25 protein-coding genes are annotated in these 20,721 nt (G+C 65.4%); 2 read left to right on the forward strand and 23 right to left on the reverse strand.

Annotated elements, in window-relative coordinates:
- Positions 1-38 precede the first annotated feature (38 nt).
- The 8 genes from phnN to phnG are packed head-to-tail and all read right to left on the reverse strand — an operon-like array spanning position 39 to position 6,278.
- The gene (gene phnN, locus ACYQ7X_RS09590) at positions 39-626 is read right to left on the reverse strand and encodes a phosphonate metabolism protein/1,5-bisphosphokinase (PRPP-forming) PhnN (RefSeq protein WP_459696775.1); all 588 of its coding nucleotides are present in this window, start codon (positions 624-626) and stop codon (positions 39-41) included.
- Positions 623-1,762, reverse strand: a complete 1,140-nt coding sequence (locus ACYQ7X_RS09595; protein ID WP_459696776.1) for an alpha-D-ribose 1-methylphosphonate 5-triphosphate diphosphatase — start codon at positions 1,760-1,762, stop codon at positions 623-625. Before ACYQ7X_RS09595 ends, phnN begins: the two co-directional genes overlap by 4 nt.
- Positions 1,759-2,460, reverse strand: coding sequence for a phosphonate C-P lyase system protein PhnL (gene phnL, locus ACYQ7X_RS09600; RefSeq protein WP_459696778.1), 702 nt, complete (start codon positions 2,458-2,460; stop codon positions 1,759-1,761). The genes ACYQ7X_RS09595 and phnL overlap by 4 nt, the downstream gene beginning before the upstream one ends.
- A complete protein-coding gene (phnK, locus tag ACYQ7X_RS09605; RefSeq protein WP_459696779.1) occupies positions 2,457-3,236 on the reverse strand; it encodes a phosphonate C-P lyase system protein PhnK in 780 nt (259 codons plus the stop codon). Before phnK ends, phnL begins: the two co-directional genes overlap by 4 nt.
- Positions 3,236-4,090, reverse strand: coding sequence for an alpha-D-ribose 1-methylphosphonate 5-phosphate C-P-lyase PhnJ (locus tag ACYQ7X_RS09610; protein WP_459696780.1), 855 nt, complete (start codon positions 4,088-4,090; stop codon positions 3,236-3,238). The genes phnK and ACYQ7X_RS09610 overlap by 1 nt, the downstream gene beginning before the upstream one ends.
- Positions 4,087-5,247: a carbon-phosphorus lyase complex subunit gene (locus ACYQ7X_RS09615; RefSeq protein ID WP_459696781.1), complete on the reverse strand. Its 1,161-nt coding sequence runs from the start codon at positions 5,245-5,247 to the stop codon at positions 4,087-4,089. Before ACYQ7X_RS09615 ends, ACYQ7X_RS09610 begins: the two co-directional genes overlap by 4 nt.
- Before the next feature lie 3 nt (positions 5,248-5,250).
- Positions 5,251-5,820 (reverse strand): phosphonate C-P lyase system protein PhnH, encoded by a 570-nt coding sequence (phnH, locus tag ACYQ7X_RS09620; protein WP_459696783.1) that lies wholly within the window; start codon positions 5,818-5,820, stop codon positions 5,251-5,253.
- Positions 5,820-6,278: a phosphonate C-P lyase system protein PhnG gene (phnG, locus tag ACYQ7X_RS09625; RefSeq protein WP_459696784.1), complete on the reverse strand. Its 459-nt coding sequence runs from the start codon at positions 6,276-6,278 to the stop codon at positions 5,820-5,822. Before phnG ends, phnH begins: the two co-directional genes overlap by 1 nt.
- Before the next feature lie 260 nt (positions 6,279-6,538).
- On the opposite strand from phnG, the gene ACYQ7X_RS09630 reads away from it, so the two are divergent.
- A complete protein-coding gene (locus ACYQ7X_RS09630) occupies positions 6,539-7,525 on the forward strand; it encodes an alpha/beta fold hydrolase (RefSeq protein ID WP_459696785.1) in 987 nt (328 codons plus the stop codon).
- 95 nt (positions 7,526-7,620) lie between these two features.
- On the opposite strand, the gene ACYQ7X_RS09635 is transcribed toward ACYQ7X_RS09630, so the two are convergent.
- From ACYQ7X_RS09635 to ACYQ7X_RS09680, 10 genes are all read right to left on the reverse strand, one after another.
- Positions 7,621-8,133: a chemotaxis protein CheW gene (locus ACYQ7X_RS09635; RefSeq protein WP_459696786.1), complete on the reverse strand. Its 513-nt coding sequence runs from the start codon at positions 8,131-8,133 to the stop codon at positions 7,621-7,623.
- A 24-nt stretch (positions 8,134-8,157) separates the two neighbouring features.
- Positions 8,158-8,505, reverse strand: coding sequence for a hypothetical protein (locus ACYQ7X_RS09640; RefSeq protein ID WP_459696787.1), 348 nt, complete (start codon positions 8,503-8,505; stop codon positions 8,158-8,160).
- Between the two features lie 12 nt (positions 8,506-8,517).
- A complete protein-coding gene (locus ACYQ7X_RS09645) occupies positions 8,518-9,111 on the reverse strand; it encodes a chemotaxis protein CheD (RefSeq protein WP_459696788.1) in 594 nt (197 codons plus the stop codon).
- Positions 9,108-10,148, reverse strand: coding sequence for a protein-glutamate methylesterase/protein-glutamine glutaminase (locus ACYQ7X_RS09650; protein WP_459696789.1), 1,041 nt, complete (start codon positions 10,146-10,148; stop codon positions 9,108-9,110). Before ACYQ7X_RS09650 ends, ACYQ7X_RS09645 begins: the two co-directional genes overlap by 4 nt.
- Complete coding sequence (locus ACYQ7X_RS09655; protein WP_459696790.1) at positions 10,145-11,017, reverse strand: CheR family methyltransferase; 873 nt, start codon at positions 11,015-11,017, stop codon at positions 10,145-10,147. Before ACYQ7X_RS09655 ends, ACYQ7X_RS09650 begins: the two co-directional genes overlap by 4 nt.
- Entirely contained in the window at positions 11,014-11,475 is a 462-nt protein-coding gene (locus tag ACYQ7X_RS09660) for a chemotaxis protein CheW (RefSeq protein WP_459696792.1), read from the reverse strand. The genes ACYQ7X_RS09655 and ACYQ7X_RS09660 overlap by 4 nt, the downstream gene beginning before the upstream one ends.
- 11 nt (positions 11,476-11,486) lie before the next feature.
- On the reverse strand, positions 11,487-13,646 hold the full coding sequence (locus ACYQ7X_RS09665) for a chemotaxis protein CheA (protein ID WP_459696793.1): 2,160 nt from the start codon (positions 13,644-13,646) through the stop codon (positions 11,487-11,489).
- A 24-nt stretch (positions 13,647-13,670) separates the two neighbouring features.
- Complete coding sequence (locus tag ACYQ7X_RS09670) at positions 13,671-14,036, reverse strand: response regulator (RefSeq protein ID WP_459696794.1); 366 nt, start codon at positions 14,034-14,036, stop codon at positions 13,671-13,673.
- 4 nt (positions 14,037-14,040) lie between these two features.
- Entirely contained in the window at positions 14,041-14,343 is a 303-nt protein-coding gene (locus ACYQ7X_RS09675) for an STAS domain-containing protein (RefSeq protein WP_459696795.1), read from the reverse strand.
- Positions 14,344-14,541: 198 nt separating this feature from the next.
- Complete coding sequence (locus ACYQ7X_RS09680) at positions 14,542-14,913, reverse strand: response regulator (protein ID WP_459696796.1); 372 nt, start codon at positions 14,911-14,913, stop codon at positions 14,542-14,544.
- Positions 14,914-15,270: 357 nt separating this feature from the next.
- Between ACYQ7X_RS09680 and ACYQ7X_RS09685 the strand changes: the two genes are divergently transcribed.
- Complete coding sequence (locus ACYQ7X_RS09685) at positions 15,271-16,509, forward strand: flagellar motor switch protein FliM (protein WP_459696797.1); 1,239 nt, start codon at positions 15,271-15,273, stop codon at positions 16,507-16,509.
- A gap of 51 nt (positions 16,510-16,560) precedes the next feature.
- Here ACYQ7X_RS09685 and ACYQ7X_RS09690 read toward each other — a convergent pair whose 3' ends face one another.
- From ACYQ7X_RS09690 to ACYQ7X_RS09710, 5 genes are all read right to left on the reverse strand, one after another.
- A complete protein-coding gene (locus tag ACYQ7X_RS09690) occupies positions 16,561-17,022 on the reverse strand; it encodes a hypothetical protein (protein ID WP_459696799.1) in 462 nt (153 codons plus the stop codon).
- Between the two features lie 7 nt (positions 17,023-17,029).
- Entirely contained in the window at positions 17,030-17,347 is a 318-nt protein-coding gene (locus tag ACYQ7X_RS09695) for a flagellar biosynthesis anti-sigma factor FlgM (protein WP_459696800.1), read from the reverse strand.
- Positions 17,344-17,721: a flagellar protein FliS gene (locus ACYQ7X_RS09700; protein ID WP_459696802.1), complete on the reverse strand. Its 378-nt coding sequence runs from the start codon at positions 17,719-17,721 to the stop codon at positions 17,344-17,346. The genes ACYQ7X_RS09695 and ACYQ7X_RS09700 overlap by 4 nt, the downstream gene beginning before the upstream one ends.
- A gap of 4 nt (positions 17,722-17,725) precedes the next feature.
- Entirely contained in the window at positions 17,726-19,114 is a 1,389-nt protein-coding gene (gene fliD, locus ACYQ7X_RS09705; protein WP_459696803.1) for a flagellar filament capping protein FliD, read from the reverse strand.
- 63 nt (positions 19,115-19,177) lie between these two features.
- On the reverse strand, positions 19,178-20,668 hold the full coding sequence (locus ACYQ7X_RS09710; protein WP_459696804.1) for a flagellin N-terminal helical domain-containing protein: 1,491 nt from the start codon (positions 20,666-20,668) through the stop codon (positions 19,178-19,180).
- Between the last annotated feature and the right edge of the window lie 53 nt (positions 20,669-20,721).

Below are 20,721 nucleotides of genomic sequence, written 5' to 3' on the forward strand. Positions count from 1 at the left end.
CGAGCATCGCCCGGCCGCGCGGCAAAGGAAAGCCGCGATCAGCCGCCGGGGACGAGATCCGGCCGGCAGGGCGCGTTTGCGGCGAGGCTGTGGAGGGCGGCGAGCAGCCGCGCCACCCCTTCCGCGACGCTGCCGTCGTTGACGATGGTGAGCCGCCCGGGCGGCAGCACCGCAGCCGGAGCGCCGCGCGCAAGCCGGGCCGCGATCGCCGCCTCATCCTCGCGCCCGCGGGCGGCGAGCCGCGCGGCACGAAGCGCGACGGGCGCGGTGATTTCAATGACGGTGACGGCGAACCGCGCCTCCGCTTCCGCCACCACGCCGCGCGAGACATTGGCGATGACGAGCGCGCCGCGATCGAGCGGGGCGAGAGCGGCGCGGGGAATGCCGTAGGACAGCCCGTGCGCCTGCCAGGAGAGCGCGAAGTCTCCCTGCGCCTGGCGGGCGCGGAAGGCAGCCTCGCTGAGGCTTTCGTGATCCTCCTCGGCGGCGCGGCGGGTGATGGCCCGGCGCGCGAAGGCGAAGCGGGCATCGCCCGCGAGCGCCTGCGCCGCCCCGATCATCAGCGTATCCTTGCCCGAGCCGGAGGGCCCGACGATGAGAACGAGGCGTCCGCGCCCGCTCGTCACGCGACGCGCCTTCCCTGGCGCCAGACGGCGACCGGGGCGGCCAGCCCCTCCGCCCGGCGCACGCGCAGCAGATCGGCGCGGAGCCCGGGCCGGATCCGCCCGCGATCGGCGAGCCCGGCGAGGCGCGCGGGGCCGCTCGTCACCAAGCCGATCGCGGCGGGCAGCGGCAGGCCGCGGGCTGCTGCGGCGAAGGCCGCTTCGAGCAGCGCCGAGGGCACATAGTCCGAGGCGAAGGCATCGATCGCGCCTGCCGCCAGCAGGTCGGCCGCGGCGACATTGCCGGAATGGGAGCCGCCGCGCACCAGATTGGGCGCGCCGGCGATCACCGCCATGCCGAGATCCTTGGCGTGGCGGGCAGCGGCGAGCCGGACCGGAAATTCGCTGATGGCGATGCCGTCGGCGTGGTTTTCTTCGACCTCGGCGACCGTCTCGTCATCATGGCTGGCGAGCACGATGCCGCGCCCGCGCACGAGGCCGAGCAGCGCGCGGCGATTGGGGCCGCGCAGGCGCTCGCGGCTCTCCTGCAACTCCGCGATCAGCGCTTCGGTCTCGGCCAGGCTTTCCCGGCCATTGGCCGCCCGCCGGGCGCGGAAACGCCCGAGATCGGCATATTGGCCGATCCCCGGTGTGTGATCCATGAGGCTCACCATGCGTGTCTGCGGATGGTCGATCGCCTGTTCGGCCAGCGCCAGCATGCCTTCGGCCGGCAATTCGCAGCGCAGGTGGAGGAAATGCTCGGCCTTGAACAGCGCGGTCTCAGCGAGCGCGGTGAGATCACCCACCGCATCGGCGAAGGTGCGGATGCGGTCTTCGCTGTCGATGCTGAGCTTGCCGACGCAGAGGGCATCGAAGACGGTGGTGACACCGGCCGCCGCGCATTGCGCATCATGCGCGAGATAGGCGGAGCGGGAGGGCCAGCGCGCATCCGGCCGGGGCATGACCTGCCGCTCCAGATTGTCGGTATGCAGGTCGATGATGCCGGGCATCAGGATATCGCCGGCGCAATCCTCGGCGCCGGGGCTGACACCCTGGCCGGGATCGATCGCCGCGATCCGACCCTCCCGCAGCAGGAGCGTGCCGTGCAGCACCTCCTCCTCGAGCACGATAAAGGCATTGGAAAGGATGGTCTCGCTCATGCAGCCGCCGCGCGTGGTTGGAGGGAGAAGAGACGATCGGCGATGGCATCGCGCGTCGGCGCATCATGGACGATGCCGAGGATCGCGGCACCCGCCGATTTCGCCTGCCCGATGATGGCGATGACCGCGTCCCGGTTCTCGGCATCGAGGGAGGCGGTTGGCTCGTCAAGCAGGAGGATCGGATGGCCGGCGATGAAGCCGCGGGCGAGGTTCACCCGCTGCTGCTCACCGCCCGAGAAGGTGGAAGGCGGCAGGCCATGCAGCCGCTCCGGCAGGTTGAGGCGGAGCAGCAGCGCTTGCGCGCGCTGCCGCGCCTCCGCCATGCTGGCGCCGCGTGCGAGCAGCGGCTCGGCCACGATCTCGATCGTCGGCACGCGCGGCACCACCCGCAGGAACTGGCTGACATAGCCGAGCGTGTGGCGCCGCACGTCCAGGATCTCGCGCGGGCTCGCCGCCGCGAGGTCGATCACCACCCCCTGGTGGCGGACCAGGATGCGCCCGGTCTCGGCCCGATAATTGCCGTAGAGGCTGCGCATGAGCGTGGATTTGCCGGCCCCCGAAGGGCCTGAGAGGACGACGCATTCGCCCCCCCGCAGTTCGAGATCGACCGCCCCCAGCACCGGCATGCGCAGCCCGCCCTGGAGGTGGAGGGTGAAGGACTTGGCGAGCGCCTCCGTCCGCAGCAGGATCTCGCTCATGCCTGGAGCACCGAACTGACCAGAAGCTGCGTATAGGGGTGCTGCGGATCATCCAGCACCTGATCGGTGAGGCCGGTTTCGACGATCGCACCGCGATGCATCACGACGATGCGGCCAGCGAGCAGGCGGGCGACCGCGATATCGTGGGTGACGAGCAGCACCGCGATGCCGAGGCGGCTGACGAGGGAGCGGATGAGATCGAGCAGCCGGGCCTGGACCGAGACGTCGAGGCCGCCGGTCGGCTCATCCATGAAGACGAGGCGAGGATGCGTCGCGAGCGTGCGGGCGATCTGCAGGCGCTGCAGCATGCCGCCGGAGAAGGTGCCGGGCAGATCGTCGATCCGGCCAGGGTCGATCTCCACCTGGCGCAGCCAATCGGCGGCGGCGGCGCGGATATCGCCGTAATGGCGGCCACCCTGCGCCATCAGCCTTTCGCCGACATTCCCGCCGGCCGAGACCCCCATGCGCAGCGCATCGCGCGGGTTCTGCTGCACGAAGCCCCAATCCGAGCGGTGCAGCCGGCGGAGCAGCGGCGCCGGCATGGCGTGCACATCGACCGGGCCGCCCCCGGGCGGGCGATAGCGCACCTGGCCCGCATCGGGCGCGAGCATGCCGGCCAGCGCCCTGAGCAGGGTCGATTTCCCCGAGCCGCTCTCCCCCACGATCGCCAGCACCTCGCCCGGCCAAAGGCTGAGCCCGACGCCATCGAGCGCCCGGATGCGGCCGAAGGCGAGGGACAGCGCCTCGGCTTCGAGCAACGGTTCAGAGGGCGCCATCACGCGCGGCCCCCGAGCGTGGCGGGGCGGCCGTCGCGCCGGCCCTCGCAATAATCGGTATCGGAGCAGACGAAGAGCCGGCCGCCGCGATCGTCCACGATCACCTCATCGAGATAGCTCTCGCCCGAGTCGCAGAGCGCGCAGCGATGCGGCGCACGGCGCGGGGCGAAGGGGTGATCCTCGAAATCCAGCGGCCGGACATCGGTGAAAGGTGGCACCGCGTAGATGCGCTTTTCGCGCCCGGCGCCGAAAAGCTGCAAGGCCGGCATCCGGTGCATCTTGGGCGTATCGAAGGCTGGGATGGGCGAGGCGGCCATGAGGTAGCGGCCGTTCACCATCACCGGATAATCGTAGCTGATGGCGACATGGCCGAAGCGGGCGATATCCTCGTAGAGCTGCACGTGCATGAGCCCGTAATCGGCGAGGGCGTGCATCTGCCGCGCTTCCGCCCGGCTCGGCTCGAGATGCGAGAGCGGCTCAGGCAAGGGCACCTGATAGACGATGATCTGCCCGGGGCGCAGCGGCTCCTCCGGAATGCGGTGGCGCGTCTGGATCACGCTGGCGGCGGCGGTATGCGTCGTCGTCGCGATGCCGGCGGTGCGGGCGAAGAAGCGGCGGATGGAAATGGCGTTGGTGGTGTCGTCGGCGCCCTGGTCGATCACCTTGAGCACGTCTTGCGGGCCGAGGATGGCCGCCGTCACCTGAATGCCGCCGGTGCCCCAGCCATAGGGCAGCGGCATTTCCCGCGCGCCGAAAGGCACTTGATGCCCTGGGATCGCCACCGCCTTGAGGAGGGCGCGGCGGATCATGCGCTTGGTCTGCTCGTCGAGATAGGCGAAATTATAGCCGCTCACCGCCCTTCCTCCGCCGCCGGCGCCTGCTCCGCCGGCGCCTCATGCAGGCGCCGCATCGCCCTGATGGTTTCAAGCTCGCTCTGGAAATCGACGTAATGCGGCAGCTTCAGATGCTCGACGAAGCCGGTCGCCTGGATATTGTCGCAATGGGACAGCACGAATTCCACATCCTCGGCCGGCGCCTTGACATCCTCGCCAAGCTCGGCCGCGCGCATTGCGCGATCGACGAGCGCCATGCCCATGGCGCGGCGCTCGCCATGGCCGAAGGCGAGGCCGTAGCCGCGGGTGAATTGCGGCGGCTCGGTTTGGGAGCCGGTGAACTGATTGACCATCTCGCATTCCGTGAGGGTGATCTCGCCGATCTGGATGGCGAAGCCGAGTTCGGGCGGCACGATCTCGACCGCGATTTCGCCGAGGCGGAGTTCCGCCACGAAGGGATGGGTATCGCCATAGCCACGCTGGGTGGAATAGCCGAGGGCGAGGAGGAAGCCCTCATCCCCGCGGGCGAGAGTTTGCAGCCGCAGATCCCGCCCGGCCGGGAAATGCAGGGGCGCGCGGGTGATATCGCCAGGCTCCGCATCGCGCGCCTCGGCCGGCTCCGGCCGGAGCAGCGCCTCGGCTTCGAGGAAGGAGAGCACATGCGGCAGCCCTGGCCTCTCGCTTTCGGGCTCTGCCGCTGCCGCCACAGCCAGCGCTTCACCGTGCGGGCGGCGCGGCGGCGGCTCGGCGGCCGCGGGCGGGCTGCCCGGCTCGGCAAGCGCAAAATCCAGCAGGCGGTGGGTATAGTCGTAGGTCGGCCCGAGCATCTGCCCGCCCGGCACATCTTTGTAGATGGCCGAGACGCGGCGGCGGAGGCGCATCCGCTCTGTCTCCACCGGCAGCGAGGCCGCGAAGCGCGGCAGGGTGGTGCGATAGGCGCGCAGCAGGAAGGCGGCCTCGATGAGATCCCCTTGCGCCTGCTTGATGGCGAGGGCGGCGAGCCCCCGATCGTAGCAGGAGCCCTCCGCCATCACCCGATCGACCGCGCGGCCGAGCTGCGCCTCGATCTGGTCGATCCCGAGTTCCGGCACGCTCGGCGCGCCACGGCGGCTGCGCGCGAGCCATTCATGGGCGGCGTCGATCGCCTTCTCGCCCCCTTTGACCGCGACATAGGCCAAGGCTCAGCCCGCCCCGATGCGCAGGCTGCGGGGCAGCGCGCAGAGCGCATCGCCCGCGCATAGCAAGAGATCAATGCCGCAAGGAAACATGGCGTGGTTCTCCTGCCATTGCGCGTCGAAATCCTCCGGCAGACCGCAGGGCTCGATCAGGCGCGGCGCTTCGAGCCCGGGGCCGTAGATCAGGCGCCGCGGCCCGCCTGTCAGCGCGGGGAGCTGCAGAATGACGGTCGCTCCCTCCTCGGGCGCGGCATCGCTGCCGGTGGCGAGGCTGGCAAGCCGGGGGAGGGTGGTGGTGCAGAGGAAATGGGCGCTTTCGGGGCCGCGGGCGCGGGCCATGCCAGCATGGAAGGCAAGCCAGTCCCAACTTGGCACCAGCGCCTCGTCAAGCCAGAGGCTGACGTCGCTATCCGCGAGCGTGAGCAAGGCGGAGGCAGCGGCGGGCGCCAGGGGCGGCGCCGCCAGGGCCGGCGCGAGGGTGACGATGGTGCCGGGCTCGGACATCGCCTGGAGGATGCGGCGGAAACAGAACTGCGCCTGCATGACGGGATCGGAGAAGCCGGGTGCGCCGAGCATCAGGAGCGCATCGTGGTGAGGGTGAAGAACTCGACCCGCGTGGCATCGGCCTCGGCGCGGGTCGCGGCGGCCGCTTCGGAAAGGGCTGTGGTGAGCGGAGCGATGACCGTCTCCTGCAAGGCGGGGCCGAGGGCCGCATCCTGCAGCGCGGCATCGAGGGCGGCGGCAAGCTCGGCCTTGGCAAGATCGCGACCGGCGACATAGGCGTGGCCGATGAGCCCGAGCGCATTCTGCACTGTGCAGCGGGTGACTGTCATCTCACCAAGGTTGAAGGCCGCCCCCCCGGTGCCGCCGGCGCGGCCGCGCAGCATGACGAGGCCGATCTCCGGCCCCCGCAGGCGAGTGTGCTCCGGCAGATCCGGCGCTTCGGCGAGGTGGCGCAGGATGAGTTGCCGATCGCTGCGAGCGAGAGCGGCCATCCAGGACTGGCGGGGCGTCAGGGAGGGGGCGAGCGGCATGGCAACCTTGTTGATCTAGATGTCTAGATGACATTGCGAGCCGGGATTTGTCAATGACGCCAGCATGACAAACCGAGCGGCCGGGGTTGGCTGCCCGACCCGAAAGGCGGAAGCGCCAGCTTGGGGGCTTTGGCGCTGGCACGCCATCGCAGCTTCATGACAAGGGCTGATGGGCGACGTGCTGCTGGGATGGCGTCATGTGACAATCTGATGGCAATTTCACTTGTCTGCGGGCGGGCGCGTGCTAGCAAGGCCGGACGATGCACGCCGCCTCCTCCCCCGCCGTTGCCGAACTGGTTCCGCCCGCGCGCAAACTTCGCCGCGGCCGCGTGGAGCGTTTTTCGCCGCGCCTGATGGATGGCGTCTTCACCATGCCCGATGGCGCGCGGCTGCCCTATCGCGAATGGCTGCCGACCTCAGAGCCGGAGATCGTCCTGCTCGCGCTGCACGGGATCAATGACAGTGCCGACGGGTGGGACGCGCCGGCGCGTCACCTCGCCGAAGCCGGAATCGGCATGGTCGCGCCCGATCAGCGGGGCTTTGGTGCCGCGACCGGCCGGGGGCAGTGGTTTGGCACGGAACGGCTGGTCGAGGATGCACGGCACATGCTGGCGGCGGTACGGGCGCGGTTTCCCCGCGCGCGCCTGTTTCTGGCGGGTGAAAGCATGGGCGCCGCCATCCTGATGGTATTGGCCGCGCGCGAGCAGAGTTTGCCGGTGGAAGGCTTCGTGTTGAGCGCGCCCGCCGTTTGGGGCAGGCGGGAAATGGCGCTGCTGTTTCGCCTATCGCTCCGCTGGGGCAACCGGATGGTGCCGTGGTTGAGGTTGCGGGCCGATCGGCTGGGCATCAAGCCGACCGACAATCAGCAGGCGCTGCGCCGCATGCAGCATCCGAGCCTTGGCCGGCCCTCGGCCAGCATTCGCGCTTTGAGCGGCCTCGCCGATCTGATGGATGCCGCCTGCCACGCCGCTGGCGCCCGCCCGGCGCCCACCTTGTTCCTCTACGGCGGCAAGGATCGCCTGGTGCCCCCGCATGCGATGGCCGCCTGCTGGCGGCGTGAACACGCGGCCAACCCGGATGCCCGCCGCTTCGCCTTCTATCCTGACGGCTACCACCTGCTGCACCGCGACCGCGCCGGCGCGTTGGTGACCAGAGATGTGGTGCAGTGGCTTCTGGCGCCGGCCGCGCCGCTACCCTCGGGGGCCGATCGCCAAGCGGCGGAATGGCTGGCGCGGATAGCGGCGTAGCGCCGGCTTTCGGCGGAGGGAAACAGCCGGCCAGGTTACGTCTGGCCCCTTGGGGCGAGCTTACAGGAGGCGCACGATCCGCCTGCCGCCGAGCCTCAGGCGCCGACGCTTTCGAGCGCGAGATCGAGCATCGGATCCTTGGGAATGACGGCGTCGAGCGAGAGAATGCCGATGATCCGATCATGCACCATGAACAGGCTCTCGACATAGGCGCGGGAAACTTTGTCCCCGATCTCGGGCGTAAGCTGCCGCATATCCTCGGTGATGGTGATGATGTCGGACACGGCATCGACCAGCAGGCCGACCGCTGTTTCTCCGGTTTCGACGACCACGACGACGGAGGCGGTGGTGGGCTCCTGGCTTGGCAGCCCGAGGCGCACGGCCAGATCGATGATGGCGAGAACCGAGCCCCGAAGGTTGATCATACCCTTGATATAGGCCGGCGCATGGGGCAGCGGCGTCGAGGCGATCCAGCCGCGGATTTCACGAATGGCCATGATAGTCATGGCGAATTCCTGTGCGCCCACCCGCACGGACAGCAGTTGATCTCCACGATCTGCTGCGGTCCGGCCGCTCGTCTGTTGGAGGTTCGTCATGATGGCATCCATCAATCGTCGTGAATCAGGGAGCGTTCAAAAGAGGTCAAGTTCGCCGGAAGACAAGTCAGGCGGAACTTCCTCGCGCCCGGTGAGGCGGCGGGCCAAGGCAGAGAGTTTTACCTCGTTCAATGCGGAAGAAGAGTTAACGACGTAGTGGTGCGGAATGGCCGTATTGAGGGAGGACATGAATGTTGCAAGAGCGTTAAGGCGCTGCGACGCAAGATCGAAGGCCTGCACATGGCGCACATATTCCGCATCTTCAGCGATGGTGGAAAGAGCCGGGCTGAGCATTGCCTGCAAGCGATCAATGGTCGTACCGAGCTCGCTGATCTCGCCTGCGATCGTATCCATAATCATCACCAGCTGAGTCGACTGATCCATGTGCAGCTTCCACTAAAAGAGTTCAATCGATCCCGCCTGGCGGGGCGGCTTCGTCATGAAGCTCTGATATTCGGACCGGAAGAGCGAATCCGAATCATCCTTGATCAGCACCTGGCGGGCGCGGCCACCGACCGGCCAGAACTGTACCCGGCGCCCTTGCGTGCCGCGCAGACTGCCGCCGACGACCGGAATGCCCTCATTCTGCAAGAACCGCTCCGCAAAGGTCGCATTCAGGTGGCCGACATCGGTCAGGCCGCGGATCATCCGCGCCCCGCCGAACAGCTTCGCCTGCATGCGCTCCCGCCGGGCGCCACGGCGCAGCATCGCGTTGACGAGCAGTTCCATGGCATAGACCCCGTAGCGGGAGGATGGCGTGCCGCCCGTCACGTCCTGCGCGTTGATACCGTCCCCCGGCAGCAGGAAGTGGTTCATCCCGCCGAGATTCTTCTCCGCATCCCAGAGGCAGGCGGCAATGCAGGAGCCGAGGATCGTCGTCAACACGGTGTCCGGATCGTCATTTACACAATGCTCTCCCTGGACCACATGAATCCGATGGCTCGGCTTAGAGCTCTCACGAGGGTTTGGCTGGCTGGTTTCCTTGATCATGCGCGCCTTACCAGTCTCGACTGTGCATTGGCATTGGTCATCCGAACGAGCCTCGTACCGATCTGGTCAAGCGATAGCTGCTGCTGCACGGCGCCAATCTCCTGCGCTACGCGCGGCATGCCATAGACGACGCAACTTGCTTCATCCTGGCCGACCGTCTCGCAGCCCGCATGCCGCATGGCGAGAAGCCCATCCGCGCCGTCACGCCCCATCCCGGTGAGAATGACGCCGACCGCGCGATCGCCGACAGTGCGGACGACGGAGCCGAACATGACATCGGCCGACGGCCGATGCCCGTTGACCTTGGCCTCCGTGCTGAGCCGACACCGCATCGTCCCCTGGCCGGTGAGTTCCAGATGCCGATCGCCCGGCGCCAGATAGACCTGACCAACGCCCAGGATATCGCCATCCTTCGCCTCCGCGACCTGCGCGCGGCACATGCCATTGAGCCGTTCGGCGAAGCTTCGGGTGAAGGCTGGGGGCATATGCTGCGTGATAATGGTAGGCGGGCAGTTCTCCGGAAAGGCCTGCAGCACCGCGATGAGCGCTTCTACCCCGCCGGTAGAGGCGCCGATCGCGATGAGGCGGCCATCGGGGACGAAGCCTTCGACCGAGGGGCGGGTGAGCGCCGGCGCGCGGCGGAAGCGGCGCCGGGAGATCGCGGCCGCCTTCACCTTATCGGGCAGTTGGTCGAAATCCTCGAAAGAACCGCCGCTCGGCTTGGCGACGCAATCGAAGGCGCCGATTTCGAGTGCGCGGAGCGAAACGTCGGCGCCACGCTGGGTCAGCGTCGAGACCATGATCACCGGCGTGGGCCGCAGGCGCATGATCTTTTCGAGAAAGGCGATGCCGTCCATGTTCGGCATTTCGATATCGAGGGTGATCACATCGGGATTGAGCCGTTTGATCGCCTCGCGCGCTTCATGAGGGTCGGCCGCCTGGCCGACCACCTCGATCGCCGGATCGGCGCGCAGACGCGCAGCGATGACGCTCCGCATAGTCGGAGAATCATCGACGATCAATACACGCACAGTCATGGCCGCCTCGCTGCGGAAGAAAGGAGCCGGTAGGTGGTTATGCCATCGCTCTTGAACATCTGCTCCGCCGGACCGGTGACCCGCTCCGAATGGCCGATATAGAGAACCCCGCCCGGATCAAGGAAGGGAACGAAGCGTTGCCAGATCCGCGCCTGCGTCTCGGCATTGAAGTAGATGACGACGTTGCGACAAAAGATCGACTGAAACTTGCCAGACATAGGCCAGTCGCCGTTGAGATTGAGCTTCTTGAAGGAGACGAGCGCTCGCAGGTCTCGGCCGACTTCCATCTGATCCTCGCCCTGGCGGACAAAGAACCGACTGAGCAGCGCGGGCGCCACCGTATCGAGGCTCGCCACGGGATAAACCCCGGCTTTGCCCTGGCGGATCATATTGGGGTCGATATCGGTGGCCAAAATCTTGATGTCGTAGCGCGCCGCATCGGGCATGGCGGAGAGGATCGTCATCGCCATCGAATAGGGTTCCTGGCCACTGGAACAGGCAGCGGACCAGAAGCGCAGCCGCGCCCCGCGTTTTGCTTGCTCGATCAAAGGCGGCAGTACCTGGGTGCGCAAATGGTCGAAATGATGCGGCTCACGAAAGAATCGTGTCACGTTAGTGGTGAGGGCTGCGATCATCTCGCCCCGCTCAGCCGCTCCGTCCGCACTCGTCACCAGCTGGCAATAGGCGCGGAAATCGGGCAAGCGGAGCGCCCTCAGCCGCTTGGCAAGGCGCGAATAGACGAGATTAACCTTCTCGCTGCTGAGGGAGATCCCAGCCTCGGAAAACAGCACGTCTGCGAGGGTTTTGAAATCCGATGCCGTCAGAGTGAATTCGGCATCCGCGACGATCCGATCGGCCTCCGGTTTCATGCGGCCACGGCAAGATCGGGTGGCAGCACGCTATCGAGCGAGATGAGGCTGATCATCCGCCCTTCGACGGGTACGAGACCGCGAATGAAGCTCGACACCGTCTCGGAGGAAACATCGGGCGCCGGCTGGATCAGCGCTTCGTTGAAGGTGATGATGTCGGAGACGGCATCCACCAGTAGGCCGATCTGCTTCTGCTCGATCTGCACGACGATGATCACGTTGCGGGCGGTCGGTTCGGTATGCGGCAGGCCGAGCCGCGCCGCAAAATCAACGATCGGCAGAACGGCGCCTCGCAGGTTGATGACGCCACGGATATAGCGCGGCACCTTGGGCAGGGCAGTCGCCGAACTCCAGCCCCGGATCTCGCGCACCGAGGTGACATGGATGCTGAATTCCTGCTTGCCGACGCGGAAAGCGATGAGTTCTTGCATGCTGGGGCCGCCGGTTTTGCTGATCATGGCGCTCTATCTCAAACCATTTGAGGAAGCGAACGGCTGATATCACCGCGGCTGGTCTCGCGCGTGGCGGAGACGATCCGGTCCACATCCAGGATGAGCGCCACATGGCCATCGCCCATCACGGTGGCGGCGGCGATACCATCGACCGCGCGGTAATTGGCTTCAATGCTCTTGATGACGACCTGCCGTTGGCCCTGGATTTCGTCGACAAGCAGAATGGCACGGCTGCCACCTTCGCTTTCCACCAGGAGTGCGACCCCCTGCTCCGGAATGGTGGAGCGGACGTCGAACTCCAGCACATCAGCAACATCGACGATGGGCACATACCCGCCCCTCAACGCCAGAACAGAGATGCGGTTATCGAGCGGGTAGATATCCGCCTTCGACGGACGCAGCGTTTCCAGGACGGCGGCGAGCGGAACGATAAAGGTCTGCCCGGCGGTGCGCACCACCATGCCATCCAGCACGGCGAGCGTCAGTGGCAGGCTGAGCGTGAAGGTGGAGCCGAGGCCCGGACGCGATGAGATCGAGATGCGGCCGCCCATCGCCTGCACAGAGCGTTTCACCACATCCATGCCGACGCCGCGGCCGGAAATGTCCGAGATTGTGCTGGCGGTGGAGAAGCCCGGCAGGAAGATCAGATTGTCGATCTCATCATCGCTCAACTGGGCATCGGCGCTGATGAGACCCTTCTCGATCGCCTTCTGCCGGACGCGGCTACGATTAATGCCGGCCCCATCATCGGCGACTTCGATGATAATGCGGCCGGAGCGATGCAGTGCGCTCAGTCGGACGATGCCTTCTGCGGGCTTGCCGGCAGCGACGCGTAGCTCCGGCGATTCGAGGCCATGATCGATCGCATTGCGGATCATATGGGTGAGAGGATCGGCGATCCGCTCGATCACCGTCTTGTCAACCTCCGTGCCTTCGCCCTCCGTCAACAGCCGCACCTGCTTGCCGGTATGGGCAGCGACCTCGCGCACCAGGCGGGGAATGCGCTGGAAGACCGCACGCACGGGCTGCGCGCGAATAGCCATCACGCTGTCCTGAATCTCGCGCGTGAGCGATTCGAGCTCTTCGAGCGCCATAGCCACCGCCGAGGTGCGGGCGAGCCCGGCTTCCAGCACGCGTTGGTTGAGCATTGCTTCGGTGATCACCAGCTCGCCGACAAGATCGATCATCCGATCGACACGATCGAGATCCACGCGGATCGTCTGGCTGACGGAGGCCGCGCTCTCGGCCTGGGCGGCCATCATCTCGACAGCGCCGCCGGCTGGGGAGGCCGCCGCTGTGCTGCCCGATTCCGGGCGCGGCGCCGCGCCCGCCTTGTCCTCGACCATCGGCTGCCCGACTTCAGCCGGCTCCGGCGCTTCCGCTGCTTCCTCTTCAGGGAAGCCAAATCCGAAATCGAAATCCGGGCGTTCGAAAATCTCGATATCGCAATCGCCCTCGACGAATTCGAAGACATTGCGGATCGCCTCCGGCTCGTGATCGGTGGTGAGCGTGACGGTCCAGGCCAGATAGGCGCTTTCGGGGTCGAGTTCAGAAAGATCGGGCAGGCGCGAAGCGTCAAGCTCAACCTCGGTCGTGCCGAGGCGAGCGAGTTCGCGCAGCAAGAGGGCGGTTTCGTTGGCTTTGGCGTACAGCTCGGACTTGGGCGCGATGCGCACGATCCAGGTACGGGCGGCGGCGCTCGGCTGCGGCTCGGCCGGCGGTGGCGCGGCGGCTGGCGCACGCGCGGCAGGGCTGGATGCGGAGGGGGAAGCAGGAGCAGGCTTGGCGGCGGCTTTCGTCGGCGACTGCGACAGGGCATCAAAAGCCTGCATGATTTCCTGCGCCGTCGCGTCGAAGCCACTCTCGTCCCGCCGCGCTGCGCGTACGAGGTCGGTCAGCGAGTCCGACGCACGCAGAAGCAGGGCCATGACCGAGGCGTCGGGCTCCAGACGGCCGCCGCGCACGGCGTCGAGCGTCGTCTCGAACACATGCGCGAAGCGGATAAGCGAGTCGAGCGCGAAAATTCCCGCGCCACCCTTGATCGAATGGACCGCCCGGAATACGGCGTTTACCGTTTCCGGGTTGCGATCGCCGCCTTGCATGGCAAGGAGGCCTGCTTCCAATTCTCCGAGCTGCTCTTCGCACTCCTGGAAGAACACCTCGCGGATTTCGGCCATCGGATCATTGGACATGACGGTACCTCAGGCGGCAACGCGACGGATCGCATCGACGAGCTTGACGGGATCGAAGGGCTTGACAATCCAACCGGTTGCGCCGGCGGCCCGCGCCCGCGATTTTTTGTCCGGGTCCGCTTCCGTCGTCAGCACGAGGACCGGCGTGCTGCGCGCCTCGGTGTCCTTGCGCACCGCTTCGATGAAGCCGAACCCATCCAGCCGGGGCATATTGATATCGGTGACGATCACATCGGGCGTCTCGGTCTTGAGGACTTCGAGCCCGTGCATGCCGTCCTCAGCCTGCACAACGCGAAAGCCGGCCGCAAGCAGCGAATGTTTCAGCATATCGCGCATTGTGCGCGAATCATCCACCGTCAGCACTGTCAGAGCCATGGTCTCATCCTTCTGAGTTACTGAAGAGCATGCCGGCCGCTCCAAAGCCGGCGAGGCCCGCCTTAAACTCCTCCGACGCCGGCCCGAGCCGCAAATCCATACCATCGGCGGTCCAGGCGGCCTGTGCGGCGAGGAGAACCTGCAGACCGAGACCGCCGATCCGCTCGACCCCGCTCGCATCCAGTTCGAGCGCCTGGCCACGCCGGGAGAGCAGGTCGGCATGAAGTTGTGCAGCGGTCTTGAGATCGAGGGCCGTGGGGAGCTGAAGGATATCTATGGCACGTCCCCTTTCTGGAACTGGAACCAAAGCAGATGGGAGCGGCGCTCAACAAGCAAGCAGAGAAGCCGCGCACCCCGGAGACCTCATTTTATACAGGAGAAAAGCTAACGGTTTCTGAGAAGTATGAAGCTCGTTGCAGAACCGGTGTGGTGATGATCGGCTGAAGCAGCAGCGAGGCCGCGCCGCATCTGGCGGAGGCGGCGGGTACGGTCCATGCGTGTCCGCCTATTTGGCCGGCAGGAGTTGTTTGACGACATACAGAAGCTGGTTCGGCTGCGGCGGCTTGGTCAGCCAGCCCGAGGCGCCCGCGGCGCGTGCCTCATCTCGCTTACGCCCGTCGGATTCGCCACTGAGCACGATGATCGGGGTGAACTTGGTGGCGCTTGCCTTGCGGGCTTCCTTGATGAACTCAATTCCGTCCATCTCCGGCATATTCAGATCGGTGAGGATCACCGCCGGCTTGAGGCCGTTGGAGAGTTCGGTAATGCCCTCACGGCCGTTCCCCGCCGTTGTTACCTCGTAGCCGGCTTTGGACAGGATCTGCGCCAGGTTCATCACCATGGCAGCCGAATCATCGAGAATTAGAATCGACGCCATCAGTTGGGGCCTCTTCCTAGCTGTTGTTGAGACCGAAGATATCGGCCGAGGGCAGGGCGACCATAGCCGCCCATGCGTTGCAAAAAAGTGACCACGATCACACCGCAGCCCTGCGATCAGGAAGATCGTAAACAGGGGGTTCCTGCTTCTCTAAATGGGACGCGGGGCCGCAGCGCAAGCACCTTTTGTTAAGCATGATAGAATAAGAGAACGAAGAATCGCAGGGTCACGCAGCCATCACTTCCATCGTATAAGCGTCTCCAATCGTCTTGAGCACGACACAAATGAAAAGGGAGTTAATGGCAAGTGAAGATTAAGATGACTGACATGTTCGCTTGACAAGGGTAGAGCCGCTTCATGCCGATTCTTGAAAGTTCCGCCGATGTCGAGCCGCTTGATCTGCTCGCATCCTCCCTCACGCCGCAGCTCCGCTCCACCCTCATGGAAGGGCTGTCCGATCCGATCATGCGCAAGATCGCCTTCTCTCTCTCCCAGCGCATGCGGTGCCCGGTGCAGTTGCTCAGCTGCGTCAATGGTGTGATCAGCCATGATTCTGCCCTGGCCGCACTCCCCGATGTCATGCTTGCGGGCATTGCAGATCTCGCGCCGCTGCATGGCCGCATCATCATTGCGGTGGAGGGCGATCTCATTGGCGCGATGGTCGATGCCATGTTCGGGGCAACCAGTTCGGATTTCGCGCAGCGCAACGATCTCTCCGCCATGGAGATGCGCATCGGCAAGCAGATGATCGAGCTGACGCTCGCGGGCTTTACGGAGGTTCTCAGCAGCTTCGCGCCGCTCGACTGGTCGATCGTGCAGCACGAGACAGCCGTGAACATGCTCGCCATCGCCGACAAGCAGGACTGGATGATTTCGACGACCGGGATCTTCGAGACCGCGCTCGGTATCGGATCGATTCGGGCCATCGTTCCCTATTCCGCTTTCGAGCCCTTCGAGGCGCGGATCAGCGCGCAAACCTGGCTGATCGGGCCGGCGCTGGTGGACAACCGATGGAGCACTAGCGTCGGCAACCTTACCAACGGGACGAATTGCGAGATAATCTTCGACATTGCCCGCCTGCAACTGCCGCTCGGTCTCATCCGCCGACTGGAGCAGGGTAAGCTCATTCCGATCTGGCTGACCAACCAGGCAACCGGACATGTGTTGGGGCTCGATATTCTGAGCGCGGATTACGGCCAGAAGGATGGGCTCGTGTGCTGCCGCCCGACCGTGGTGACGCGTAGCGAGATTTTTCTCGCACGCGCGCAGCGGCCCTTGGAGAAGCCGAAGTTTCCCTTCTTTGTCCCGAAGGCGGTGGAGGCTGCCGGCGCCGCGACAGAGGAAGAGACGGGCGCCCTAGATCGCGTTCTGCTGGATGTGACCGTGCGTCTTGGTGAAGTTTCGATGACGGTCGGCGAGCTCGAATCACTCAAGGTCGGCCAGTTGATAACCCTGGATAAGAACGCCGATGCCAGCTTTTCCGTTCTTGTCGAAGGACGCCCGTTTGGGGAAGGGGAGATCGTCTCGATCGGGTCGGGCCGCTACGCGCTCCGGATGATTGAGCTTTATAGCGAGGTGCGGACCTGGGTCGCGTAGATCCACGCGGGCATAAAGCGCGAATGACGCGCCCGGCGGTTAGCCGGGCGGTCAGGCTGAGGCGATAAGGCGAGGGCCGGTCGCCATGCCAGCGTCGCGAAGCTGGCCAATAGCGCGGTTGAGATCTCGATCCAGCTGCGAGGCGCGCTTGGCGCCGGCGGCGCAAAGCGCCACGACCCGATTGAGCTGCTTGATCAGCCGGCCCAGCATCTCGCCTTCCAGGCCGCGATCTTCTGCTTGAAAGGCGCAAGCCGCATCTTGCAAGGCGGGGTAACCCAGCTGGCGAACCGCATGATGGCAGGCCAGCAGGAGACGATCGACCCGGTTCAGCTCTTCTTCGAAACGCACTGTTTCTTCGGTGATCAGCCGGGGCTGTCCGGTCAACAAGGTATTCGAGAGATGGGTGATGCGCTGCTCGGCCTTGTCAAGCAGGTCCAGCGCCTCGGCGAAGAGAGGCGCGAGCCCGGTTTCGGGATGCTCGGCCGTCGCTTGGTGATCGAAATTGGGTGCCACAGCCTTCTCAACCCTTCGGCAGTTCAAGAGCACTCATCTGAATAGCACCGGCCACCTGCTCCGCCGGCGGGTTGTAGCTGCCGCCCTGAATGGCGCTTTGCAGCCGTGAAACCGCAGCCGTATCGACGCCGGGAGCATTGCGCGCACCCGTCAGCAAGAATGCGGAAAGCTGCGCGAGCGGCGTGATCGTCGCGGTATCGCTGCCAGCAGCAGCCGGCGCCGTCTTTTGCGCGGAACCGCTCGTCTGCCCGGCGGCCGGCGCGCTGCTCGAAACGCCGAGAGTGCTCGGTTGATCAGCGCGGTAGGAGGAAATCGGGCTCGTCATGACGGATGCGCCCCCGCGCCTGAGAGTTTCGAAAACTCCGAATCGAGCGTGCGCAAGGCCGCGTCGAAATCATCGAGCGGGTTGCTTTGGTTGGTGATGTTCGCCTCCAGCAGCGCGAGCCGCAGGGCATTGTATATGCGTGAGAGAGATTGGCCAAGCAGCGAACCCGGGCTCATATCGACGATCCCGGTCATCACGGTGAGGAGCTTATCCGCGCGGCTGATCATCTCCGCCTTCAGGAGCAGATCGTCTTCCTCGATCGCGGTCTTGGCTTTGTGCCCATAGAGCCGAAGCGCCCGCCAGCCGGAGCGCAGCCAATCCACATCGGCCGCACCGTCGAACATCGAAGAACGATAGGCTGTCACAATGCTCATGAGATCAACCCGAGGATGACGTGTTCGAGAGGAAGATATTCAGATAGGACTGGCTGATCGAGGCGGAACTGGCGCTCGTCTCGGCCTGAGTATATTGGCTGATAAGGTTGTTCAAAGCATCGGTGTTCTGAGACGAGATCTGAGCGATCTCTGCATTGAAGGAGGTGACTTGTGCGTTCAACGCATTGGTTTCCGAGGTGATCGAACCGCTGCTTGCCGTGCCGCCTGTCTTGTTGCTGCTCCCGAGCGCACCGGTGGTGACCGACTTCAGGCTGCTGTAGATGTTGTTGAGCAGGGTCTGCACGCCGGTCGGGTTGCTGGCATAAGCGGTGCTGAAGGTGGAGGCATCGAAGGAGACGTTGCCCGCGCTGCTGATCGTCAACCCGATCGTATTGGATGTAACGCCGCTTGCCGCTGCGCCCGAGATGGCGTTGGCGAGCTGATAGGAAAGATTGGTCGCAGTAAAATCACCGATGAGCGGCCCGGATTTCGCCGTGGAGCTTGAGGTCGAGCTCGATGTCGAACTGCTCGGCGCGACGTATTTCGTCTGGGTCGCGATGCTTGAAATCGCGCCGCTCAGCGAGGTCGCCAACGAGGACAGGGCGGAGGTCAGCGCGCCCGAGGATTTGGAAACGCGGATGGAGGTGCTGCCCGAGCCCGCGAGGCTCAAAGACACGCCGGTCAAGGCGTTCGAAAGGGTGTTGGTGGCGTTGGAAATGGGAACGCCGTTCACCGTCAGTGTCGCGTTCCGCGCTGCCTGCGCCGTCGTCCAGGAGCCGGTGTTTGATCCAGTAGGGCTGTAATTGAACGTCGAAAGCCCGCCCTTACCGGTGACGGAAAAGGCTTGCGAGCTTCCCGTGGCGCTGCTTTGCAATACGAGGCGGGCGCCGCCGCTCGTCGAAACCACCGAAGCGGCGACTCCACCACCAGCCTTGTTGATAGCGGCAGCCACGCCGTTCAGCGTGAGGCTGCCGGCGCCGACGGCAACCGTCTCGGTCTTGCCGTTCTGGACGATGGTGAGCGAACCGGCGCTCGATGCGAGCGAGGTGGAGGCGCTGGTCTTGATGCCGGAATAGATCGATTGCGAGTGGGCGAGCGAGACATGCCCTAGCGCATAGGTGCCGGGCACGGCGGCATTGGTGGCGGTCGCCGTCGCGATGCTGCTGCTGGTGGAGGTCGCCGAGCGCGAAGCCAAGGTGCTGAGATTGCTGAGCCCGTTCAGCGATGTCGAGAGGGTGGAGATACTGCCCTTGATGGCGCCCCAGGCGGAAATATCCGCCTTTTCCGTGGCGATCTGAGACTGGATCTGCGTGATCGGCGCCTGGAGGCGCGATTCGAATGTGCTGATCTGGCTCTGGATCGTTGCCGAGCTGAGGGAACTCACCGTGCTCATGGGCCTACCTGCATAATGGAAGAAGGCGGCCGGCCGGGCCTGCGGCCCGGCCGGCTAGGCTGGTTACGGCAGCAGCGAGAGGAAGGACTGCTGCAGCGTCGTCGAGCTCTTGAGCGCGGCCACGCCCGCCTGGGCCTGGATCTGCGCCTGCGTCAGCTGGTTGCTGACCTGCGGGATATTCGCATCCTGCACGACACCGAGCGCGCTCGTCACGTTCTGCGAGCTGGTGTTGAGGTTGTTGATCGTCGCGCTCAGGCGCTGCTGCGCGGCACCGAGAACGCCGCCCTGCTGGTTGAGGCCCTGCAGCGCGAACTTCACGATATCGATCGCCTGGTTGGCGCCCGAAGAGGTCGTCACGTTGATCGAGGAGAGCGAATGCAGCTTCGAGTTGGAGCTGAGCCCAACCGCAGCACCGTTGCTGAGGCTGAAGGATCCGCTCGACTGGAACTGCACCTGGCCCTGGATGACGCCGCTCGCGGTGCCGCCGGACTTGAGGGTCTGCGCGCCCTTGACCTTGGCATTGGAGGCGGTGGCAGAGCCGTTGGTGACGGTGAGGGAGCCGGCGGTCAGCCCGGTGATGTTGATGTTCTTGCCGTTCGCCTGGCTCAGCGTCAGAGAGCCGGCGGCCGAGCCGGTGCTCTTGTTGATGGTCGCCGAGATGCCGGTGGTGCCGGTCTGCGCGTTGATTTGCGCGGCGAGGCCGGAGAGGGTCGCCGCCTTGATGGTCTGCGCGCTGCCGCTACCCTGGATCTTGAACGCGAAGCCGCTGCCAGCGGCAACCTGACCAGCCGTCACGTTCACGCTATTGACGGCCTTGGCCGAGATACCCGTGGTGGAAGACAGGGCATTGACCGCGGTGGCGATGCCAGAGGCCGCCTCACCGGCGGTCACGGCGACCTTCGCGGTTTGGCCATTGGCGCCCGTGAAGCTGACGTTGCCAGCGGTGAAAGCCTTGCCGGCCGCGGAGGAGGTGAGAACGCCGGTGTTGCCCGTGCCATAGAGGCCGGTGGCCGCGGCGCTGGCGGAAGACTCGTTGAGGCCGATCTTGTTGGCGCTGGTGCTGGTGATGGAGAGGCTCTGCACCTGGCCGCTCAGCGTGCCGACCTGGAACTGCACATTGGTGAAGGTGCCGTCGAGCAGGTTGACGCCGTTGAACTGCGTCTGGTTCGCCGTATTGGTGATCTGCGTCGTGAGCTGGCTGACAACGGATTGCAGCGCGCCACGGTCGGAGGAGCTTTGCGTGCCGTTCGCCGCCTGGACGGCGATCGAGTTCAGCTTCTGCACCACGCCGATCTGCTGCTGCAGCGCGCCCTGGGCGGTCTGGAGCAGGCTGATACCCTGGTTGGCGTTGGAGGTCGCCTGGGTCAGGCCGTTCAGCTGCGAGGTGAAGCCTTGGGCGGTGATGTAGCCAGCCGGATTGTCGGCCGGGGAGTTGATGGAAAGCCCGCTCGACAGCTGCTGTTCCAGCGAGTTGTTGAGGTTCGAGGTATTGGTGATCGAGTTAAGGGCGTTGAGCGCGCCCTGGTTGGTGAGAATTGAGCCGATGGCGGACATCCTGCGCTCCTTCGTTCCGGTTGCCGTGCCCATTCATTCGGAGCGAGGCGGGA

The sequence above is a fragment of the Acidisoma sp. C75 genome (assembly GCF_054665095.1).